Source organism: Nocardioides ultimimeridianus (genome assembly GCF_054777895.1).
The window spans coordinates 275426-294978 of the sequence record NZ_BAAHAB010000017.1; the positions used below are offsets into that span (position 1 = coordinate 275426).

The window sequence follows — 19553 nt, forward strand, 5'->3', positions numbered from 1 at the left end:
GGGAACGGGGTAGGCGATTTGCCGCATTCGCCGGACAGGGACGCGATCGCCACCTAGCGTCCTCCGCCGTGTGGTCTCGAATTCTCGGAAGCGTCGCCGTGGTCGTCGCGCTGGTCCTCGGTTGCTCCCTGCTGCTCGGCACTCCCGCGGAGGGCTCCGGGCGACACTCCGCGCGGCGGTCCGCCGTGCCGGCGCCGGTGTTGCGGGGGCACGCGTTCGGCGACCCCGCGGTGGTGTCGGTCGGCTCCGCGCGGATCATGGTCGCGACCGGGGAGGGTGTCGTCCGGGGGACCCTCGCGCGGGGTGCCCGGCACTGGCACTGGGAGTCGCACGCGCTGCGCCGGCTCCCGCGCTGGGCCGCTCCGGGCCCGGTCTGGGGGCCCGACCTGGCACGGATCGGGCGGCACCATTGGGTGCTGTACTTCGCCGCCCGGGTCCGCGGCCTGGGCGCGGGCGCGCACTGCATCGGTACGGCGATCTCGCGCTCGCCGTACGGACGCTTCCAGCCGACGGACCGGCGTCCCCTCGTCTGCCAGGCCGGCGCGCACGCGCCGCGGGCCTACGACCTGGCTCGCGTCGCCCGGCACCTGCCGCGACGCGGGGTCATCGACCCGTCGTACTTCCGCGATCGGCGGGGCCGCTCCTACCTGCTCTACAAGACCGCCGGGCGGCCCTCGACGATCCGGATCGTGCCGCTCGCCCGCGGCGGGCTCGCGCGGCGGCCCCACACGCACAGCGTCGCCCTGGTGAGGTCCGGCGGCATCGTGGAGAACCCGGCGATGGTGCGGCGCGGGCGGCACTACTACCTGTTCACCTCCGAGGGCGTCTGGTCGAGCTGCGGCTACCACGAGATGTGGCGCGCCTCGCGGCTGCTGCGCAGCTGGGGCGGATCCGGGCACACCCTGCTGACCCGGCGCTCCACGCACGGCCTGTGCGGCCCGGGCGGCGCGGACGTCGCCGGGCCGCGGCACCGCCAGACCGTCTACTTCCACGGCTGGGTACGCCGGGGCACCGGCCAGCCACTGCGCTCGAGCCGGTACGCCGGCCGCGGCTCGCGCCGCGCCATGTACGCCGCTCGGCTGCGCTGGCGGCACGGGCGGCCGACCATCCACGGGTACGCGGGCCGCTGACGCGGCCGGGAGTGCTTGAATCGGCCCGTGAGCGCGCCCGAGCCCTACGCCCAGTACGTCGACACCTGGTGGCGGTCGATCGCCGACCTCACCGCACTGCTCGACGACCTCCCCGATGCGGAGTGGTCGGCGGCGACCGACCTGCCCGGCTGGACGGTGCACGACGTGGTCGCGCACACCGCACACCTGGAGCACGTGGCTGCCGGCGGTGCGCATGACGAGGTGACGGGCGTCGAGGTGGGCCACCCCGGCCACGTCCGCTCGCAGATGTCGGTCTTCACCGAGCAGGGCGTCATCGGCCGCCGCGACGTCGCGCCGGCCGAGCTGGTGGCGGCGATCCGCCGCGACACCGCCGTACGCCGTGAGCAGCTGGCCGCCCTCGACGTCGACCCCGCCCAGCCCGCCGACGGGCTGTTCGGGGCGATCGGCTGGACCTGGGCGACGCTGCTGCGCAACCGTCCGCTGGACGTGTGGATGCACGAGCAGGACGTACGCCGCGCCGTCGGCCGCGCGGGTGGGATGGACTCGCCCGGCGCGCAGCACACCGCCGACTACCTGTCCGAGGGCTTCGGGTTCGTCGTCGGGAAGCGCGTCGGTGCGCCTCCCGGCACGACGGCGGTCCTGGCCGTCGAGGGGTCGCCGGTCGTGGCCGTCGAGGTCGACGGGTCCGGCCGCGGCCGACGCGTCGCGGAGGAGCCGGACTCGCCGACGGTGCGCCTGGCGATGGACCGCGAGACGTTCATCGTGGGTGCCGGCGGTCGACGGCCGGTGGACGCGACGGCAGTGAGCATCGAGGGCGATGCCGCACTGGCGCAGCAGATCCTCGCGAAGATCGCGACCACGCCATGACCTGGACGACCGCGCAGATCCCCGACCTCACCGGTCGGACGGCGATCGTGACCGGCCCGACGGCCGGCGGCCTGGGCTACTTCACCGCCCGCGAGCTGGCCGCGAAGGGCGCCCGCGTCGTGCTCGCCGGCCGGAACCCGACCAAGGTCGCGGAGGCCGCCGACGACATCCGGGCCGCCGTCCCCGGCGCCGCGCTCGAGGAGCTGACCCTCGACGTGTCCGACCTGGGCGCGGTCCGGTCCGCGGCGGAGCAGGCGGCGGCGTACGGGCCGGTGCACCTGCTCGTCAACAACGCCGGCGTGATGGCGACGCCGTACTCCCGCACCGCCGACGGCCTCGAGCTGCAGATGGCGACGAACCACTTCGGGCCGTTCCTGCTCACCGGGCTGCTGCTCCCGCAGCTGGTCGAGAGCGGCGACGGGCGGGTGGTCAACCTGGCCTCGCAGATGCACCGCACCGCGCCGAGGCCGCCGCTGGGCGATCCGACGAAGCAGCAGGGCCACTACCTGCGCTGGCCCGTGTACGGCCAGAGCAAGCTGGCGAACCTGCTGTTCGTCAGCGAGCTGGAGCGCCGCCTGCGTGCCGCCGGGATGCCGGTGAAGGCGCTCGCCGCGCACCCCGGGTACGCCGGCACGCACCTGGTCTCCAACGGGCGGTTCGGGCGCTCCACCGGTGGGATCGCCACCCTCTTCGACGCCGCCAACCGGGCGATCTCCCAGTCGGCCGAGGCCGGTGCCTGGCCCACGCTGATGGCCGCCACCGCGGACCTCCCGGGCGACACCTACTGCGGGCCGAGCGGTCCGGGGCAGCTGGCCGGTCCGCCCACGGTGGTGGGCCGCAGCCGGATGGCGCGCGACGCCTCCGCGGCCCGGAGGCTGTGGGAGATCAGCGAGCGGACGACCGGCGTCGCCTACCCCTGAGCACCTTCTTCGAACCTGCTGCCGAAGGAGGCCGAACGACCTATCCTGATCGCAGGGAGCGGCTCGGGTCCGTAGGGGTGGGAACGGATAGGTCTGGGGGAGCCGTGGCAATTGTCGTACCCATCGGCAGCCGCTTGGTGGCCGCAGGCCTCATCACGCCCGAGCAGCTCGCGCGGGCGCTGGCCCGGCAGGCGCGCGAGGGTGGGTACGTCGGCGAGCACCTCATCGCCGATGGTGCCATCTCCTCGGCCGACTTCCACGAGGCGCTGGCGGAGGCCTGGGAGCTGAACCGCCGCGACCTGCTGGCCGAGCCGCCGGCGGCGGAGCTCCTGGCCGAGCTGGACGTCGAGGAGGCGGCCGAGCTGGGCTGGCTGGCCTGCGAGGTGACCGACGACAAGACCGTCGTCGTGGCCTCCTGCGTCCGCCCCGACGCACTCGTGGTGGCCGAGGTGCTGGACCGCTTCCCGAACCTGGATGTCGAGTTCATGGCGTGCAGCCGCGCCGAGATCGACACCGTCGCACTCGGTGAGCGCCGTCGCCGGATCGGCTCCCGGACGCGCGCCACCGCCGAGCCGCGGGTGTGGCCGTTCCACGCAGCGCTGGCGGCCGCGGGCGCGGCGATGTCGTTGGCGGCCGCGGTGCTGATGCCGGTGCGTCCCCTGGTCGCGGTGGTCCTGGTGGGCTGCCTGGCGTTCGTGCTGGGCGGCGCGGCGCAGTGGACGGGTGGGTTCGTGTCCCTGGTGATGGCCGAGCAGCGTGAGCGCCGCCCCGGCCCGGCCGCGGCCGGCGACCCCGATGCGCCCGATGACCAGGACGGGACCCTGCCGCTCTACAGCGTCATCGTGCGGGTCGCCGGTGGCGCCGCGGGCCTGGAGGAGATGTTCGGCAACTTCCGGCAGATCGACTACCCGCGCGACCGGGTGGACGCGATCCTGGTGGTCGCCGAGGGCGACCACGCGATGCGCGAGGAGCTGCGGACGCGCCCGCCGCGCGGCTGGCTGCGGGTCGCCAAGGTGTCCGACGGCGACTTCCTCGACGTGGTCCGTGCGTGCGACCACGCGCTGGCGCTGGCCCGGGGACGGTACGTCGTGGCCTACGACCAGGACGAGCGGCCGGCTCCCGACCAGCTGCGCCGGGCCGTGGAGGCCTTCGAGGCGGACCTCGTCGCCCGGATCGACGGCCGGGCGTACGGCGCCCCGCTGGTCGGGCTGCGGGTGGGCGAGCGCACGGGCCCCGGCGGCCGGACGGTCCTGGACCTGCTCGCCGCCGTCGACCAGGTGCTGCCCGTGGACAGCGCGTGGGCGGACCGCCCCGGACCCGTGCGCTCCTCGGACGTGACCTCGGTGCACTTCAACACGAACCTGCTGCGCCGGCGCGGTGGCTTCGGGCTCCTGGTCCACGGGACGCAGGCCCGCGATCCCGGTGTGCGGCCGCCCCGGATCGAGGTGCTCGACTCCCACTCGCAGCGGGGAGCCAGCCCGACGACACGCGGGTGGCTGCACGCGCGCGCCGAGCGGCTGGCACAGGTCATGGTGGAGGCGGGCCACCCCCGGCGTACCGACGCTGCGACCCGGCGCCTGGGCGCGGTCGTCATGTTCCTCGCCTACCCCGTCGTGCTGGGCGGGGCGCTGGTCGAGTCGGTGCGCGGACGCACCCTCGACGCCTCGGGCGCCGCCCCGGTCGCCTGGGTCGCGCTGGCGATGACGGCGATGCTGCTCTCGGCGTTCGTCATCATCGTGGCGGCGCTCATGCTGCAGCACCGGGGATGGCGCGTGGCCCTGGGCGCCCTGGCCCTGCCGGCGCACTGGCTGCTGCACGCGGCGGCCGCCTGGATCGCGGTGTGGGCCCTGCTGGTGCCGCGCCGCGTCCGTCGTACGCCGTGAGGGTGGGGGTCAGCGCCCCCGCGGCCCGAAGACCGGCTCGGCCTTCTTGAAGGCGGCCTCGCGGGCGGCCCTGGTGTTGCGGGCGGCGAGCAGGAAGGCCTGCTCCAGGCGCTCGCGGGCGAACGTCTTGCGGGGGCTGGCGGTCCAGGTGTCGTTGAACAGCCGCTTGGCCGCTGCGAGGGCGTCCGGCGACTTGGCGGACAGCTTGCGGGCCAGGGCGTTGGCGGAGGCGAGCGGATCCACGGAGAGGTCGGTGACCAGGCCGAGCTCGCGGGCCTGGGAGCCGTCGAAGACCTCGGCGGTCATGGTGAGCAGCTTCGCCCGGTCGATCCCCACGACCTCCTTGAGCGCCTGGATGCCCGACATGTCCGGGATGAGGCCCCACTTGCCCTCGAGCACCGACCACCGCGAGTCGGGGGTGGCGATCCGGAAGTCGGCGGCCAGCGCGATCTGCAGCCCGCCGCCGAGGCAGTGGCCGTGGACGGCCGCGATCACCGGGACCGGGATCCGGCGGAACGTCCAGGGCGCCTCCTGGAAGGTGTTCGTGCCGCGCCAGGGGCGGGGGACGAAGGCCTTGGCCACCCCGGCCGGGTCGCGCATCACCGACGCGAAGTCCAGGCCGGCGCAGAACGCGTCGCCCTCGCCCGCGATCACCACGGCCCGGAGATCCTTGTCCTTGGCCAGCGTGCGACCCGTGTCGACGAGCTCGTCGAGGATGCCGAGGGTCAGCGCGTTCAGCTTGTCCGGCCGGTTCAACCGGACCTGGGCGATGCCGTCGACGATCTCGCAGGTCACGTTGCTCATGGGCGCCATGCTATGCCGGGTCGTCAGGTTGGGCGGCTCACTATCCGCACCGCTCAACCTGACGACCGGGCTGTCAGGCGGGGACGAGCTCGGACGCCTCGGCGCCGGTGTCGGCGGCACGCGCCTCGAGCTCGGCGAGGAGGCGACGCCGGGTCTTCTTGTCCGCGCGCGCGATCTTCGCGAGCAGCGTGAGCTGGCTCGGGAGGTTGGTGGCGCGGGTGGTCTCGAGCCAGCCGTTCGGGAAGGACAGCCGCACGACCTTGTGCCAGGCGCTGTACACCTGCTGCGGGAGCGGCCGGGCCAGGTAGGTCAGGCCGTAGTCGTCGAAGACCTCGCGGACCTGGGGCGCCACCTCGGCGTACCGGTTGCTGGGCAGGTCGGGGAACAGGTGGTGCTCGATCTGGTGGCTCAGGTTGCCGCTCATCGTGTGCATCGCCTTGGAGCCGGAGATGTTGGCCGAGCCGAGCATCTGGCGGACGTACCACTCGCCGCGGGTCTCCTTCTCCGGCAGCGCCGCCTTCTCGAAGGTCTCGACGCCCTCGGGGAAGTGGCCGCACATGATCACCGAGTGCGACCACAGGTTGCGGCCGAGGTTGGCGACGAAGTTCGCGGCGAGGGCCGGCAGGGCCGAGCCGGTCGGGAGCGCGAGCAGCGGGTTGACGACGTAGTCCTTGGTGGCCTGCTTGCGGATCTTGCGCAGGGTCGCCTTGACGTTGGTCCGGAAGGACTCCGGGCGCTTGTCCTTGGGCAGGGAGAGGTTGCGGCCGAGCTCGAGGTCGTACGCCGCGATGCCGTACTCGAAGAAGCAGGCGTTGATGAAGTTCCACAGCGGCTGGGCCAGGAACATCGGGTACCAGCGCTGCTCCTCGTCCACGCGCATGATGCCGTAGCCGAGGTCGTTGTCCTTGCCGACGATGTTGGTGTAGGTGTGGTGGACCTGGTTGTGCGAGTGCTTCCAGGCCTCGGCCGGCGTCGCGTTGTCCCACTCCCAGGTGGTGGAGTGGATCTTCGGGTCGCGCATCCAGTCCCACTGGCCGTGCATGACGTTGTGGCCGATCTCCATGTTCTCCAGGATCTTGGCCACCGTCAGGCCGGCGGTGCCGAGCACCCACGCCGGCGGGAAGATCGAGAACAGCAGCACCGCGCGCGAGCCGAGCTCCAGCTTGCGCTGGCGGTCGACCATCGTGCGGATGTACGCCGCGTCCTTCTCGCCGCGGGTGTCGATGACCGACTGGCGGATGGCGTCGAGGCGGCGGCCGATCTCGGCGATGTCGTCCTCGGTGAGGTGGGCGATCGGGTTGTCGGCCTTCTGGGTCACGGTGGTCATGCAGATCTCCTGGGGGCGATCGAGGGACGGATCAGTGGTCGAGGTGGCACGGCCCGGCGGCCGCGTTGATGCACGTCTGGATGAGTACGCCGGCGGCGTCGGTCTCGCCGGGAACCGCGGTCGTCAGCTCGCCGGTGCGCAGGTCGCGGACGCTGCCCTGGGTCATCGGGAGCACGCAGCCCATGCAGATGCCCATCCGGCAGCCGCTCGGCATCAGCACGCCGGCGTTCTCGGCGGCGTCGAGGATCGGAGTGGAGCCGTCGGCCTCGATGTCGAGCCCGGTGCGGCCGAAGGACACGGTGCCGCCCTCGGCGGTGATGTCGCTGGCCGGCGGCCGGAACCGCTCGGTGTACAGGCTCAGGCCGCGCTCGCCGTAGAAGGCCTCGAGGGTGTCGAGGAGCCCGGCGGGCCCGCAGGCGTAGGCGACCCGGTCGGCGAGGTCGGGGACCTCGGCGTCGAGGTCGGCGGTGGTGAGCAGGCCGTCGGTGTCGGTGTGCCGCTCGATGAGGCGGATTCGACCCGCGGCGGCGTGCGCACGCAGCTCGGCGCCGAAGATGACGTCGTCGTGGGTGAGCGCGGAGTGGACCAGCACGATGTCGTAGCGGTCCTCGGGCCGGGCCTTGGAGAAGAGGTTGCGCAGCATCCCGATGACCGGGGTGATGCCGGAGCCGCCGGTGATGAGCAGCAGCTGGCGGTGCGCCGGGTCGAGGACGAACTCGCCCTCGGCCTGCGCGAGCTGCACCAGCTGGCCGGCCGTGGCCGCGTGCACGAGGTGGTTCGACACGGTGCCGCCGGGGATGGCCTTGACGGTGATGGAGATCCGGCCGTCGCGGCGCGGGCCGTGGGTCAGCGAGTAGCAGCGCCACATGCGGACGCCGTCGACGTCGACGCCGACCCGGACGTACTGCCCGGGCAGGTGGCCGGCCCAGTCGCGGCCCGGCTTGATCACTACGGTCGCGGCCTCGGCCGTCTCGGCGCGGACCTCGACGATCCGGCCCTGGACCTGCTCGGGGCCGGTGCCGCCGCGCAGCGGGTGGAAGTGGTCGAGCAGGTCGTCGACGGTCAGCGGGCTGACCGCGGCGTCGGCGACGGCGCGCAGCAGGGCACGCGGGGATCGGCGTACGGGGGTGGCGCGGGGGGCGTCCACCGAGATCGTGCTCATGACTCCATAGTGCTGAGGAATCGCGCTAAAGTCCTGTGTGGCGTCGATGAATCAAGAGCCATTCCTTGTTCGCAGTGGATAAAAGAGGTGCGCATGAGCGAGCGCCCGGGTCCCGCCTCCCGCGCCCTGCTGAGCGCCGCCCAGGCGGCGGCGATCCGCGCCCAGCTGCCGGCCGTCGCCGATGACGTCATCGACCGGGTCGTGGCCGAGGTCCCGGCGTACGCGAACGCCTTCGGCGGCCCGATGGGCGACACCATCCGGCGGGCGGTCGAGTTCGCGCTCGCGGGCTTCGTGGCACTGGTCGCGGGCGACGAGGTCGACCAGCAGGCGCGGACCATCGCGACCGACGGCGTCTACCAGCTCGGTCGCGGCGAGGCCCGCAGCGGACGGACGACCGACGCGCTGCTCTCGGCGTACCGGATCGGCTCGCGGACGGCCTGGCAGCACCTCTCCCAGCAGGCCGTCGAGCTCGGGGTCGATGCGGGGACGGTGGCCGAGTTCGCGGGGCTGGTCTTCGCCTGGATCGACGAGCTGTCCGCGATCTCGGTGGCGGGCCACCGCGACGAGGAGGAGCGGACCGGCCGGGTCCGGCAGCGGCTGCTGGAGCGTCTCGCGCAGGGCCTGCTCGAGGGCCGCCTGGAGCAGGACCTGGCCGCCGCGGCCGAGGAGGCCGACTGGCGGCTCCCGGAGACGCTGACCGCGGTGCTGGTGCCGGGGGCGCAGGCCACCGCGGTGCGCCAGCTGGTCTCCCCGCGGGCGCTGCAGGCCTCGGGCCAGGCCGGGCTCGACGGGGTCGGCGTGCTGCTCGTGCCCGACGTGCACGGCCGGGGACGCTCCCTGCTGCTGGAGATCGTGCGCGACCGGGGCTGCTTCGTGGGCCCGTCCCGCCCCTGGGCGCAGGTCCACGAGTCCTACACGCGCGCCCTGCGGGCCCGCGACCTCGGGCTGCCCGGCGACTCCGATGAGCACCTCGTCGAGCTGGTACGCCGCGCCGACCCCTCCGCGCTCGAGGACCTCCGGCGCCAGGCACTGGCCCCGCTCGCCGGCGTACGTCCCAATGCTGCGGCGAAGCTGACCGAGACCCTGCGCGCGTGGCTGCTGCACCAGGGCCGGCGCGAGGACATCGCGGCCGCGCTGTTCGTGCACCCGCAGACCGTGCGCTACCGCGTGAGCCAGCTGCGTGAGCTGTTCGGGGACCGGTTGTCCGACCCGTCTACGGTGATGGCGCTGACCATCGCGCTCGGGAACGAGCCCGAGACCGACGAGGGGGACGGGTGAGGAAGTCCGCGCTGGCCGTCGTGGCCGTGCTGGCGCTCGCCGGCTGCGGTACGCCGGAGGCCGGTCCCGCACCCGCCGCCTCGCCGACCCCCACCGCCCTCTCCGGTCGGTACGTCGCCCTCGGCGACTCCTACTCCGCGGCCCCGGAGATCGCCGGCGGGGCGGTCCGCGGGCCGGCCGGTGAGCCGACGGGCTGCGGCCGGTCGCGCCGCAGCTACCCGCACCTGGTCGCGCGACGACTGGGCCTGACCCTCGCCGACGCCACCTGCAACGGCGCCACCACCTCCGACCTCGCCGGCCACCAGCAGGTCGGCACGGCCTCCGCCGCTCCTCAGCTGGACGCCCTCACGCCCGACACCGCACTGGTGACGCTGGGCATCGGCGGCAACGACGACGCGGTCTTCGTCCACCTCGTCAGCACCTGCTTCGCCCTGGCCCAGCAGGACCCGACCGGGGCCCCGTGCACCCAGGCGTCGGGGATGGACGTCGCGACGGCGTCGCACACGATCGCGGGCGTGCTCGCGGGCAGGCTCTCCGCGGTCATCGCCGAGATCGCGGCGCGGTCGCCCCACGCGCGGATCCTGCTGGTCGGCTACCCGCAGATCGTGCCGGCGCAGGGGCACTGCGCGCAGATGCCGCTGGCGGCGGGCGACTACGCCTACGCGCGCGGGATCATCGAGGGCCTCAACAGCGGCATGCAGCAGGCGGCGAGTGCGGGGGGAGCGACGTACGTCGACACCTGGACCGCCTCGGCCGGGCACGACATCTGCGCGGCCGATCCGTGGATCGCGGGCGCGGTGCCGGACGGCCCGGCCGCGCCGTTCCACCCCTACGCGGTGGAGCAGCGGGCCGTGGCCGGGCTCGTCGAGAAGGCGCTGGGCTAGGCCTGCAGCGCCGCGATCGCCTCGGCGATCGCGAGGGTCCGCTTGGCGGACTCGACGTGGAGGTTCTCCACCATCTTGCCGTTGTAGGTGACCACGCCGCCCGTCGAGCTCTCGAAGGCCTCGATCAGGCCCTGGGCGTCCTCGACCGCCTGCGCGCTCGGCGCGAAGCCGGCGTTGGCGCCCTCGACCTGGCCGGGGTGGATCAGCGTCTTGCCGTCGAAGCCCATCTGACGGCCCTGCTCGACCTCGGCCAGGAAGCCCTCGGTGTCCTTCACGTCGTTGTAGACGCCGTCGATGATCACGATGCCGGCGGCGCGGGCCGCGAGCAGCGCGAGACCGAGGCCGGTGATCACGGGCTGGCGGCCGGGGACGTGCTCGGCGTACAGCTCCTTGACGAGGTCGTTGGTGCCCATGACGAAGCCGGTGAGGCGCTCGGAGGCGGTCGCGATCGAGAGCGCGTTGAGCATGCCGATCGGGGTCTCGACCATCGCCCAGAGCGTGGTCTTCTCGGGGGCGTCGGCGGCGGCGAGCGCGTCGACCAGCTCGAGGACCTCCTCGGCGGAGTTGACCTTGGGGACCAGGACGACGTCGGGGCCCCCCGCGGCGGCCGCCTTGATGTCGTCGGCGTGCCACTCGGTGCCGATGCCGTTGACCCGGATGATCAGGTGGCGCTCGCCGTACTCACCGGACTGGACGGCGGCGGCGGCCTTGCCGCGCGCCTCGACCTTGGCGTCGGGCGCGACCGCGTCCTCGAGGTCGAAGATGATCGCGTCGGCGGGGAGCGTCTTGGCCTTCTCCAGCGCCCGCTCGTTGGAGCTGGGCATGTAGAGGACGGAGCGCAGCGGCTTGAACTCGGTGGACATCACGCCTCCTGGGGAGCGGGGATCGCGTCGTACATGGCCTTCAGGTCGGGGTCGATCGCGGAGAGCTGCTCGGCGAGCTCGACCTGCACCAGACACTGCTTGAGGGAGGCGTCGTCCTCCATCTTGCCGTCGATCATGACCGCGCCGGTGCCGTCGCCCATCGCGGCGACCACGCGGCGGGCGTGGGCGATGTCCTCGACGCTCGGCGCGAAGACCTTATTGGCGATCTTGATCTGGGCCGGGTGCAGCGACCAGGCGCCGACGCAGCCGAGCAGGAACGCGTTGCGGAACTGGTCCTCGCACGCCACGGTGTCCTTGATGTCGCCGAACGGGCCCCAGTAGGGGTAGATCCCGTGGGTCACGCACGCGTCGACCATCCGGGCGATCGTGTAGTGGTAGAGGTCCTGCTGGTACGTCGTCCGCTCGGCGTCGTAGGCGAAGCCGCCGTCGTCGGTGCGGGGAGCGTCCGCGCGGACCAGGTAGCCCGGGTGCGGGCCGCCGACGCGGGTGGTCTTCATCCGGCGGTCGGCGGCGAGGTCGGCCGGGCCGAGGGAGAGGCCCTGCATCCGCGGCGAGGCGCCGCAGATCTCCTCGATGTTCGCGACGCCACGGGCGGTCTCGAGGATCGCGTGGATCAGGATCGGCTTGGTGATGCCGCCCTTGGCCTCGAGCTGGGCCAGGATCCGGTCGACGTAGTGGATGTCCTCGGCGCCCTGCACCTTCGGGACCATGATCACGTCGAGCTTCTCGCCGATGGCGGGCACGAGGGTGGTCAGGTCGTCGAGCACCCACGGGCTGTCGAGCGCGTTGATCCGCGTCCACAGCTGGGTCGGGCCGAAGTCGGTCTCCTGGGCGATCTTCACCAGGCCCTCACGGGCGGCGACCTTGTTGTCGGCCTTGATGGCGTCCTCGAGGTTGCCGAGCAGCACGTCGACGGTGCCGACCATGGCGGGGACCTTGGCTGCCATCTTCTCGTTGCTCGGGTCGAAGAAGTGGATCGCGCGGCTGGGCCGGGCGGGGATCTCGCGCAGCGGCTGGGGCGCGCCGACCGCGAGGGGACGGAAGAAGTCCTTGGCACTCTTGTGGCTCACGTTCCGCGACCTTACCGACCGGTGCGGGCCGGGCGGTATGACCGATGTCTCGCGAGACGGTCAGGAACGGCGCCAGCGGCGCTTGCGGCGCGGCGCCTCCGGCGCTGGAGAGGTACGCCGGGAGCGCCGCTCCTGCCAGGCCGCGACCGTGGCGTCGACGTCGCGCGGCTGGGTCACCAGGGGCGGCCAGTCGCCCGGGGCGAGGCGGGCCCGCACGACCCGCGCGTTGAAGGACTCGACCTCGCGGCGGACCTCGGCCTCGGACCAGAGCCGGTCCAGCCGCTCGTCCAGCGCGGCGTCGTCCTTGCGCAGCTGGATCGCCGGCGGCAGGACCACGATCCGTTCGCGCTCGATCAGCCGCTTCACCCACCAGTCGGGGTCGTGCTCCTCCCCGAGGCCCTCGATCGGCTTGCCCGCGCCGGGCAGGTCGTCGAACTCGCCGCGCTCGATGGCCCGGCGCACCTGCAGCTCGACCCAGGTGTGCTGCTGGTCGATGCGGGCACGGGCGGCCTTGCGCTCGGCCTGAGGGTCGAGCGGCCGGTCCTCCTCAGCGTCCGCCGCCACCCCTCGACTATCCCTCGGGGCGCAAGAACCCCGCGATCAGCGGCGCGAGCGTGTCGGCGGAGGTGACGAGACCGAGGTGGCCGTCGTCGTACACGTGCAGGGCCGAGCGGGGGATCAGCCGCTTCATGATCCGGGCGTTGACCAGCGGGATGATCGGGTCGTCGCGGCCGGCGAGGATCAGCGTGGGCTGGCGCAGGAACGGCAGCCCCGGGATGCTCGACCAGCCCGCACCGGCGAGCAGCTGGAACAGGTAGCCCTTGCGCGACCCGACCCGCGAGCGGTCGTGCATCAGGCGCCGCACGTCGTCGGGCCGCTCGCGCATCCGGCCGCCGTAGAGCTCGGCGGCGACCTCCACGGCGTAGTCGGCGTCGCGGTAGCGCTGCGGGGTGACCATCTTGCGCAGGACGCGGGGCGAGGCCGGCACCATCAGCGACCCGGTGGCCGTGCTGACGAGCACCAGCCGGCGTACCCGACGGGGACTCTGGAAGGCGATCTGCTGCGCGAGGCCGCCGCCCCAGGAGATCCCGAGGACGTCGTACCGCTCGAAGCCGAGGTCGGTCATCAGCCGGCTCACGCCCAGTGCGAGCAGGGCGAAGTTGTAGGGCAGCACCGGGTCCGGCGAGCCGCCCACGCCCGGCACGTCGAAGCGCACCACCGGGATCCGCGGGTCGAGCGCGTCGATGAACGGCTGCAGCAGGTCGAGGCTGGCCCCGATCCCGTTGCAGAGCAGCAGCGGGGGACCGGGCTCGGTGCCGGGGCGCACGGCGACGCGCACCTCGTGCCCGAGCACGGTCCGCTGCTGCAGGTGCTCCACGGGCGACCTCACTTGTCGAAGACGTACGTGCCGGGGGCGGGCGCCAGCGGCTGGAGCCGGGTCGATCCGAGCTCCTTCGGTGCAGGGATCATCTCCCCGCTGCGCTCGGCGAGCCACGTCGACACGTCGGTCCACCAGGTGCCCTGGTGCGTCTCGGCGCCCTTGAGCCACGCCTTGGCGTCGGCCGTGGTGTCGTCGTTGGTGTGGAAGCTGGCCTTCGGGTTGCCCGGAGGGTTCACCAGGGCGGCGATGTGGCCGCTGGTGGAGAGGATGAACCGGCTGGTGCCGCCGAGCAGCTGGGTGGTCCGGTAGCAGTTCTCCCACGGCGTGATGTGGTCGGCGATGCCGGCCACGATGTAGGAGTCCACGGTGACCTTGGCCAGGTCGATCGGCACGCCCATGACGGTGATCGCGTCGGCCTGGGTGAGCGCGTTGTCGACCGCCATGTCGACGAAGTCGGCGTGCAGGCCGGCCGACATCCGGGTGGTGTCGGCGTTCCAGAACAGGATGTCGAAGGCCGGCGGCCGCTTGCCGAGCAGGTAGTTGTTGACCCAGTAGTTCCAGATCAGGTCGCTGGGCCGCAGCCAGGCGAACACCTCGGCCAGGGCCCGGCCGTCCAGGTAGCCGTTGCGGGCCGACTTGGCCTTCGCCAGCTTCGCCAGGCGCGGGTCGGACAGCGCGGAGACGGTGCCGGCGTCGTGGTTGTCGATCACGGTGACCGCCAGGCACAGGGCGGCGATCCGGTCCTGCCGGCCGATGCCGGCGAGGTACGCCGCGGTGATGCTGGCCAGGATGCCGCCCGAGCAGATGCCGCCCAGGAAGGTCCGCTCGGAGCCGGTGATCTCCTCGACCGCGTCGAGCGCGTCGAGGATCGCGCGGACGTAGGTGTCGAAGTTCCAGGAGGCGTGCCGGGCGTCGGGGTTGCGCCACGAGATGACGAAGGTCTGCCGGCCCGCCTGCAGGCTGTGCTCGATCAGGCTGCGGCCGGGCGCCAGGTCGACGGCGTAGAACTTGTTGATCGTCGGCGGCACGATCATCAGCGGGACGTCGTACACCTCGTCGGTGGTGGGGGCGTACTGGATCAGCTCCAGCACCTCGCTGCGGAAGACGACCTCGCCGGGCGTCGCGGCGACGTTCTCGCCGAGCGTGAACCCGCTGGTGTCGACCATGTCCGGGATGCGCGGCGCGGAGGCGAGGTCCTTGACCAGCTGGGCGCCGCCGCGGACCAGGCTGAGCCCGGCGGTGTCGATGACGGCCTTCGCGGACTCGGGGTTGACCAGCGGGACGTTGCTCGGCGCGAGCGCCTCGACCAGGTTCTCCATCAGGAACCGCACCCGCTTGCGGTCGCGCGGGTCGAGGTCGGCGTCGGAGACGAGCTGGTCGATCGTCGTACCGGCGGCGAGGTAGACCTGGGACAGCCGCTTGAGCAGCGGGTTGTCGCGCCAGGCGGCGTCGGTGAACCGGCGGTCGCCACGCCTCGGGACGACGTCGGAGGAGCCGATCAGGATCCGGCCCGCCTCCGCTCCGAGGTCGCCGATCCGGCGGGCGGTGTTGCGCGGCGTACGGGCCATCGACAGCGCCCACTTGGCGGTGGACAGGTCGGGCTGGAACCGGCGCAGCGGGCCGAGGGCGGCGTCGACGAGCAGGACGTCGAGGGGTGCGGCGTCGGCGGCGAGGGTGGACAGGTCGCTCATCGGGGTCTCCAGGTGTTCGTGGGGCTCGAGCGGTGTGGATCGCGACTGCGGCGGCGCTTCCGGGGATGACTCAACTGTGGTGCTCGCGGGGGTGCCGCGTCATCGGGCCGCGGCACGAAACTCCGGCCCTCGCCTGTGTGCACGTGCACAGTCACCTCGCTCCGTTCGGGCTAGGTTCAGGACGTGGCCATCTCTGTCCCCTCCTCCGGGTCGCCGTCCGCGTCGTCACCGGGTCCGGAGGTGGCGGCCGAGGTGCGCGACCTGAGCCGGCGGCTGCTGGCCGACGCCGAGCGGCTGGGCCGGCTGATGGCGGACCGGATCTGTGCGGAGATCCCCGAGTACGCCGCCCGTCCCGAGGACCGCGCGAGCGTCGACGAGTCCTGCACCGACAACGTGCGCTACATCCTCGGCCAGCTCGCCGGCGACGAGCCGGTCAGCCTCGACAGCCCGCGCGCGACCGGGGCCATGCGCGCCGCGCAGGGCTTCCCCTACGCCGCGGTGCTGCAGGCGTTCCGGATCGGCGGCCGCTATGTCTGGGAGCTGCTGGTCGAGCACGCCGCGCCGGAGGAGCAGGAGGTGCTGCTGCGCGCGGCAGCCGACATCTGGACGGTCAGCGACGACCTCGCGGTGCACGTCACCGACGCCTACCGGCGCGCCCTCGCCGAACGGGTCCGGCGCGACAGCCAGGAGCGCTCGGTCGTGGTCGGCGCGCTGCTCGACGGCGACCCGGGTGGCATGGAGGGCGAGAACGTGCTCGCCCTCGACGGCGGGCGGGGCTTCGTGGTCGTGGCGGCCGAGACACCCGGGCCGGGGCAGGACGCGCTCGGCGACGTGGAGCGCCTGCTCCGGCGTACCAACGTGGCGTCGGCGTGGCGGCTGGACCGCGACCACCAGGAGGGCGTCGTCGCGCTGCGGGTCGGGTTCGACCTCGACGCGCTGACCGCGTCCCTGGTCGAGCTGGCCACCGGCCGGGTCGGGGTCAGCCGGGTCTTCGCCTCGCTGGAGGACGCCACGCGGGCCCGGCAGCAGGCGCGGGTCGCCTGCGCGGCCGCGACCCCGGGGGCCGTGGCGGTCGTGCGCTTCGAGCAGCAGCCGCTGGCGGTGCTCCTGGCCGGCAGCCCGGACCAGGCGCGCCAGCTCGCCGAGGCTGTGCTCGGCCCGGTCCTCGCCCTGCCACCCGATGACCGCGGGGTCGTCATCGAGACCGCCCGCACCTGGCTGGCGGTCGGCGGCTCGACGTCGACGGCGGCCCGCGAGCTGCACGTGCACCGCAACACCGTCCGCTACCGCGTCCGCCGCCTCGAGGAGGTCACCGGGCGCGACCTCGCCCTGCCGGTCGACGCCGCCGAGCTGTACGTCGCCCTGGAGTGCGCGCGGATCCTCGGCCTGGCCTGACCGCGCGACGCGTCAGCCCCGGCGCGCTCGCAGCTGCTCCTGCCACAGCCGGGCGTAGAGGCCCTCCGGGTCGGCGAGCAGCTCGTCGTGGGTGCCGCGCTCGACCACCCGGCCGTCGACCAGGCCGAAGATGACGTCCGAGGAGCGGATCGTGGAGAGCCGGTGGGCGATCGCGATCGTGGTGCGGGAGCGGGTGGCGCGCTCGAGCGCCTCCTGCACCAGCCGCTCGGTCTCGTTGTCGAGGGCCGACGTGGCCTCGTCGAGGATCAGCACCGGCGGGTCCTTGAGCAGCACCCGGGCGATGGCGAGGCGCTGCTTCTCGCCGCCCGACAGCCGGTAGCCGCGCTCGCCGGTGATCGTGTCGTAGCCGAGCGGGAAGCCCATGATCCGGTCGTGGATGTTGGCGTCGCGCGCCGCCTGCTCGATCTCGTCCTGGGTCGCGTCGGGCCGCGCGTAGGCGAGGTTGTCGCGGATCGTGCCGTGGAAGAGGTACGGCTCCTGGGTGACCATGCCGACCAGGTCGGCGAGCGAGTCCAGGGTCAGGTCGCGGACGTCGTGCCCGTCGATCCGCACCGCCCCGCGACTCACGTCGAAGAAGCGCGGGATGAGGTACGTCGTCGTGGTCTTGCCCGAGCCCGACGGACCCACGATCGCGGCCAGCTGGCCGGGCTCGACGACGAGGCTCACGTCGCGCAGGGCCCACTGCTCGACGGGCTCGACGGGCTCGACCGGCTCCTCGGCCGCCGCAGGGGTCGTCACGATCGGCTTGTCGCCGGAGAGCGAGCGCGGCTCGGGGTAGCGGAACCACACCCCGTCCAGCTCGACGCGGCCCTTCGCCTCCGCCACCGGCAGCGCGATCGCGCCGGGCCGGTCGGTGATGGCCGGCTCGAGGTCGACGTACTCGAAGATCCGGCGGAACAGTGCGAGCGACGTCTGGACGTCCAGGGACACCCGCATCAGCTGCAGCAGCGGCATCTGCAGCCGGCCCTGCAGGGTGGTGAAGGCGACGATGGTGCCGGCGGTGAGCGCGCCGGTGCCGATCGGGAGCCGGCCGGCCAGGATCCAGCCCGCCGCCAGGTAGATCAGTGCGGGGGTGATCGCGAACGAGGTCTGCACGACCGCGAAGAACGTGCGGCCGGTCATCGCCTGCTCGACCTGCAGCCGGGTCTGGCGGCGGTTGGCCTCGCGGTAGCGGTCGACCTCGAAGGCGTGCTGGTTGAAGACCTTCGCGAGCAGGATGCCGGAGACCGACAGCGCCTCCTCGGTGATCGCGGTCATCTCCGACAGCGACTCCTGGGTCTTGCGGGCCAGCCGCTGGCGGCGCTTGCCGACTTTGAGCTGCAGCCACACGAACAGCGGCATCAGGACCAGGGTCAGGATCGTCAGCTGCCAGGACAGCACGACCATCGACACGAACGCGGCGGTGACGGTCACGGAGTTCTGCACGATGCTCGTGGCGGTGTCGGTGAGGACCGTCCGCACGCCGGCGACGTCGTTGGCCAGCCGGCTCTGGATCGCGCCGGTCTTGGTGGCGGTGAAGAACGCCAGCTCCATGGTCTGCAGGTGCTCGAACAGGTCGCCGCGCAGGTCGGCCATCGCCGAGTTGCCGATCGTGGAGGTCAGCCAGTTCTGGACGATGGAGATCATCGAGGCGACGATCGGGATCAGGCACATGCCGCCGACCAGCCAGGCCAGCAGCGTCAGGTGCGGCCGCGAGCCGTCCAGCGGGAACAGCGCCTTGTCGAAGATGGCCCGGGTCAGGAACGGCGGCACCGAGTTCAGGCCCGCCGCGACCACGACCGCCACGAGCACGAGCACGATCTGGCTGCGGTAGGGCCGCAGCAGCCGGGCGATGCGCGGCAGCACCGGGTCGGTGCGCGCCAGGTCGGCCTTCGTCAGGTGGTCGGCGCTGATCCCGGGCCTCACGAGCACCTCATGAGGGCCAGCCGTTGCCGTAGGCGCCGCGGTGGGCCACCGCTCTCCAGTCGGTACGCCGCCGCAGCGACCGCGCCGGCGGGCCGGCCGGGTCGGGCCGGCCGAGGGTGATGGCGCCGATCGGGTGCGGGGCGTCCGGGCCGGTCAGCCCCAGCGCCGCCTTCACCGCGTTGACCCGGTCCGGCACCAGCCCGAAGAAGCACGACCCGAGCCCCAGGTCGGTGGCGCCCTGGAGCACCAGCAGCGCGGCCATCGCGGTGTCGAGGTCCCAGTAGGGCATGGCCCACTGCCGCTCGTCGCGGTCGCCGAGACCGGCCCGGGCCTTGTCCGTGCTCGCGTAGCGCTCCAGGTAGACCGACCGGCGGCTGCACGGCACGACCACGACCGGCGCCCGCATCATCCCGGTCAGCCAGGCGTCGGGGGAGCCGCCGGGCAGCGCCTCGTCGGTCTGGGCCTGCCAGAAGCGGGCGACGTCCTCGGGGGTGTCCAGCACGACGAACGCCCACCCGGCCGAGTTGCCGGCGCTGGGCGCGCGGTGGGCCTGGGCGAGCAGCTGCTCGACCACGCCGGGGTCCAGGGGAGCCGGGTCGTAGGCGCGGGTCATCCGCCGCCGGCGTACGACCTCCGCGAACTCCACATCCCCATCCAACAGCACCGCGCCCCCAGCCGATTCCCGGTCGCTACCTCATTCCCGGCCGCGGCGCCTGAGGAGGTCGCGCGCAGGCACGAATAGGGAGGTCGCCCGATGTGGGTGCCTACCTCAGAGGCGCAGATTCGGGTCATCAACAACGACAGGAGAAGTCGATGAGCCAGCTGCAGATGTACGCCGCGATGTCCTACCAGGAGGCCCGTCTCGAGGGCTACCAGCGCTCGATGAGCCGCCGCGAGGGGTCGCGGGCCCGGGCCGAGCGGGCGCGCCGCCGGCAGGCCGAGTCCACCTGGAAGTGAGCCGGGGGCGAG

The 19553-nt window shown here is 73.1% G+C and carries 18 protein-coding genes; 8 read left to right on the top strand and 10 right to left on the bottom strand.

What is annotated here, in order from left to right:
• Positions 1–68 precede the first annotated feature (68 nt).
• The 4 genes from ACYU8V_RS16690 to ACYU8V_RS16705 all read left to right on the top strand — a co-directional run bounded on the left by ACYU8V_RS16690 (position 69) and on the right by ACYU8V_RS16705 (position 4782).
• Positions 69–1130: a family 43 glycosylhydrolase gene (locus ACYU8V_RS16690; protein WP_460848945.1), complete on the top strand. Its 1062-nt coding sequence runs from the start codon at positions 69–71 to the stop codon at positions 1128–1130.
• 27 nt (positions 1131–1157) lie between these two features.
• Entirely contained in the window at positions 1158–1979 is an 822-nt protein-coding gene (locus tag ACYU8V_RS16695) for a maleylpyruvate isomerase family mycothiol-dependent enzyme (protein WP_460848946.1), read from the top strand.
• Complete coding sequence (locus ACYU8V_RS16700) at positions 1976–2899, top strand: oxidoreductase (RefSeq protein ID WP_460848948.1); 924 nt, start codon at positions 1976–1978, stop codon at positions 2897–2899. The genes ACYU8V_RS16695 and ACYU8V_RS16700 overlap by 4 nt, the downstream gene beginning before the upstream one ends.
• Positions 2900–3036: 137 nt before the next feature.
• Positions 3037–4782: a hypothetical protein gene (locus ACYU8V_RS16705; protein WP_460848950.1), complete on the top strand. Its 1746-nt coding sequence runs from the start codon at positions 3037–3039 to the stop codon at positions 4780–4782.
• Positions 4783–4791: 9 nt separating this feature from the next.
• Here ACYU8V_RS16705 and ACYU8V_RS16710 read toward each other — a convergent pair whose 3' ends face one another.
• The 3 genes from ACYU8V_RS16710 to ACYU8V_RS16720 all read right to left on the bottom strand — a co-directional run bounded on the left by ACYU8V_RS16710 (position 4792) and on the right by ACYU8V_RS16720 (position 8075).
• On the bottom strand, positions 4792–5586 hold the full coding sequence (locus ACYU8V_RS16710; protein ID WP_460848952.1) for a crotonase/enoyl-CoA hydratase family protein: 795 nt from the start codon (positions 5584–5586) through the stop codon (positions 4792–4794).
• A gap of 73 nt (positions 5587–5659) precedes the next feature.
• Complete coding sequence (locus ACYU8V_RS16715; RefSeq protein ID WP_460848953.1) at positions 5660–6913, bottom strand: fatty acid desaturase family protein; 1254 nt, start codon at positions 6911–6913, stop codon at positions 5660–5662.
• Between the two features lie 31 nt (positions 6914–6944).
• The gene (locus ACYU8V_RS16720; protein ID WP_460848955.1) at positions 6945–8075 is read right to left on the bottom strand and encodes a ferredoxin reductase; all 1131 of its coding nucleotides are present in this window, start codon (positions 8073–8075) and stop codon (positions 6945–6947) included.
• 93 nt (positions 8076–8168) lie between these two features.
• Between ACYU8V_RS16720 and ACYU8V_RS16725 the strand changes: the two genes are divergently transcribed.
• Together ACYU8V_RS16725 and ACYU8V_RS16730 are read left to right on the top strand one after the other, a co-directional pair.
• Entirely contained in the window at positions 8169–9353 is a 1185-nt protein-coding gene (locus tag ACYU8V_RS16725) for a PucR family transcriptional regulator (protein WP_460848957.1), read from the top strand.
• Positions 9350–10237 (top strand): SGNH/GDSL hydrolase family protein, encoded by an 888-nt coding sequence (locus tag ACYU8V_RS16730; protein ID WP_460848958.1) that lies wholly within the window; start codon positions 9350–9352, stop codon positions 10235–10237. Before ACYU8V_RS16725 ends, ACYU8V_RS16730 begins: the two co-directional genes overlap by 4 nt.
• On the opposite strand, the gene ACYU8V_RS16735 is transcribed toward ACYU8V_RS16730, so the two are convergent.
• Genes ACYU8V_RS16735 through ACYU8V_RS16755 form a run of 5 tightly spaced genes read right to left on the bottom strand, consistent with a single transcriptional unit; the run spans position 10234 to position 15263 of the window.
• Positions 10234–11100 (bottom strand): HpcH/HpaI aldolase/citrate lyase family protein, encoded by an 867-nt coding sequence (locus tag ACYU8V_RS16735; RefSeq protein WP_460848959.1) that lies wholly within the window; start codon positions 11098–11100, stop codon positions 10234–10236. The two genes, ACYU8V_RS16730 and ACYU8V_RS16735, sit on opposite strands and share 4 nt — an antisense overlap.
• On the bottom strand, positions 11100–12191 hold the full coding sequence (locus tag ACYU8V_RS16740; protein WP_460848961.1) for an HpcH/HpaI aldolase/citrate lyase family protein: 1092 nt from the start codon (positions 12189–12191) through the stop codon (positions 11100–11102). Before ACYU8V_RS16740 ends, ACYU8V_RS16735 begins: the two co-directional genes overlap by 1 nt.
• A 60-nt stretch (positions 12192–12251) precedes the next feature.
• Positions 12252–12755, bottom strand: coding sequence for a DnaJ family domain-containing protein (locus ACYU8V_RS16745; protein ID WP_460848962.1), 504 nt, complete (start codon positions 12753–12755; stop codon positions 12252–12254).
• Positions 12756–12762: 7 nt separating this feature from the next.
• The gene (gene phaZ, locus ACYU8V_RS16750) at positions 12763–13569 is read right to left on the bottom strand and encodes a poly(3-hydroxyalkanoate) depolymerase (RefSeq protein WP_460848964.1); all 807 of its coding nucleotides are present in this window, start codon (positions 13567–13569) and stop codon (positions 12763–12765) included.
• 8 nt (positions 13570–13577) lie between these two features.
• The gene (locus ACYU8V_RS16755) at positions 13578–15263 is read right to left on the bottom strand and encodes a PHA/PHB synthase family protein (protein WP_460848966.1); all 1686 of its coding nucleotides are present in this window, start codon (positions 15261–15263) and stop codon (positions 13578–13580) included.
• A 183-nt stretch (positions 15264–15446) separates the two neighbouring features.
• Here ACYU8V_RS16755 and ACYU8V_RS16760 point away from each other — a divergent pair, with 183 nt between their 5' ends.
• A complete protein-coding gene (locus tag ACYU8V_RS16760; protein ID WP_460848968.1) occupies positions 15447–16658 on the top strand; it encodes a PucR family transcriptional regulator in 1212 nt (403 codons plus the stop codon).
• A gap of 12 nt (positions 16659–16670) precedes the next feature.
• On the opposite strand, the gene ACYU8V_RS16765 is transcribed toward ACYU8V_RS16760, so the two are convergent.
• Together ACYU8V_RS16765 and ACYU8V_RS16770 are read right to left on the bottom strand one after the other, a co-directional pair.
• Complete coding sequence (locus ACYU8V_RS16765) at positions 16671–18584, bottom strand: ABC transporter ATP-binding protein (protein WP_460848969.1); 1914 nt, start codon at positions 18582–18584, stop codon at positions 16671–16673.
• Between the two features lie 7 nt (positions 18585–18591).
• Positions 18592–19230, bottom strand: a complete 639-nt coding sequence (locus ACYU8V_RS16770; RefSeq protein WP_460848970.1) for a nitroreductase family protein — start codon at positions 19228–19230, stop codon at positions 18592–18594.
• 167 nt (positions 19231–19397) lie between these two features.
• Between ACYU8V_RS16770 and ACYU8V_RS16775 the strand changes: the two genes are divergently transcribed.
• The gene (locus tag ACYU8V_RS16775; protein WP_460848971.1) at positions 19398–19541 is read left to right on the top strand and encodes a hypothetical protein; all 144 of its coding nucleotides are present in this window, start codon (positions 19398–19400) and stop codon (positions 19539–19541) included.
• Positions 19542–19553: the final 12 nt, after the last annotated feature.

What these genes read in the sequence shown, in the direction of transcription:
- ACYU8V_RS16755 (WP_460848966.1), bottom strand. Translation starts at nt 15,263, where the DNA reads ATGAGCGACCTGTCCACCCTCGCCGCCGACGCCGCACCCCTCGACGTC.
- ACYU8V_RS16735 (WP_460848959.1), bottom strand. Translation starts at nt 11,100, where the DNA reads ATGTCCACCGAGTTCAAGCCGCTGCGCTCCGTCCTCTACATGCCCAGC.
- ACYU8V_RS16710 (WP_460848952.1), bottom strand. Translation starts at nt 5,586, where the DNA reads ATGAGCAACGTGACCTGCGAGATCGTCGACGGCATCGCCCAGGTCCGG.
- ACYU8V_RS16700 (WP_460848948.1), top strand. Translation starts at nt 1,976, where the DNA reads ATGACCTGGACGACCGCGCAGATCCCCGACCTCACCGGTCGGACGGCG.
- ACYU8V_RS16720 (WP_460848955.1), bottom strand. Translation starts at nt 8,075, where the DNA reads ATGAGCACGATCTCGGTGGACGCCCCCCGCGCCACCCCCGTACGCCGA.
- ACYU8V_RS16715 (WP_460848953.1), bottom strand. Translation starts at nt 6,913, where the DNA reads ATGACCACCGTGACCCAGAAGGCCGACAACCCGATCGCCCACCTCACC.
- ACYU8V_RS16725 (WP_460848957.1), top strand. Translation starts at nt 8,169, where the DNA reads ATGAGCGAGCGCCCGGGTCCCGCCTCCCGCGCCCTGCTGAGCGCCGCC.
- ACYU8V_RS16775 (WP_460848971.1), top strand. Translation starts at nt 19,398, where the DNA reads ATGAGCCAGCTGCAGATGTACGCCGCGATGTCCTACCAGGAGGCCCGT.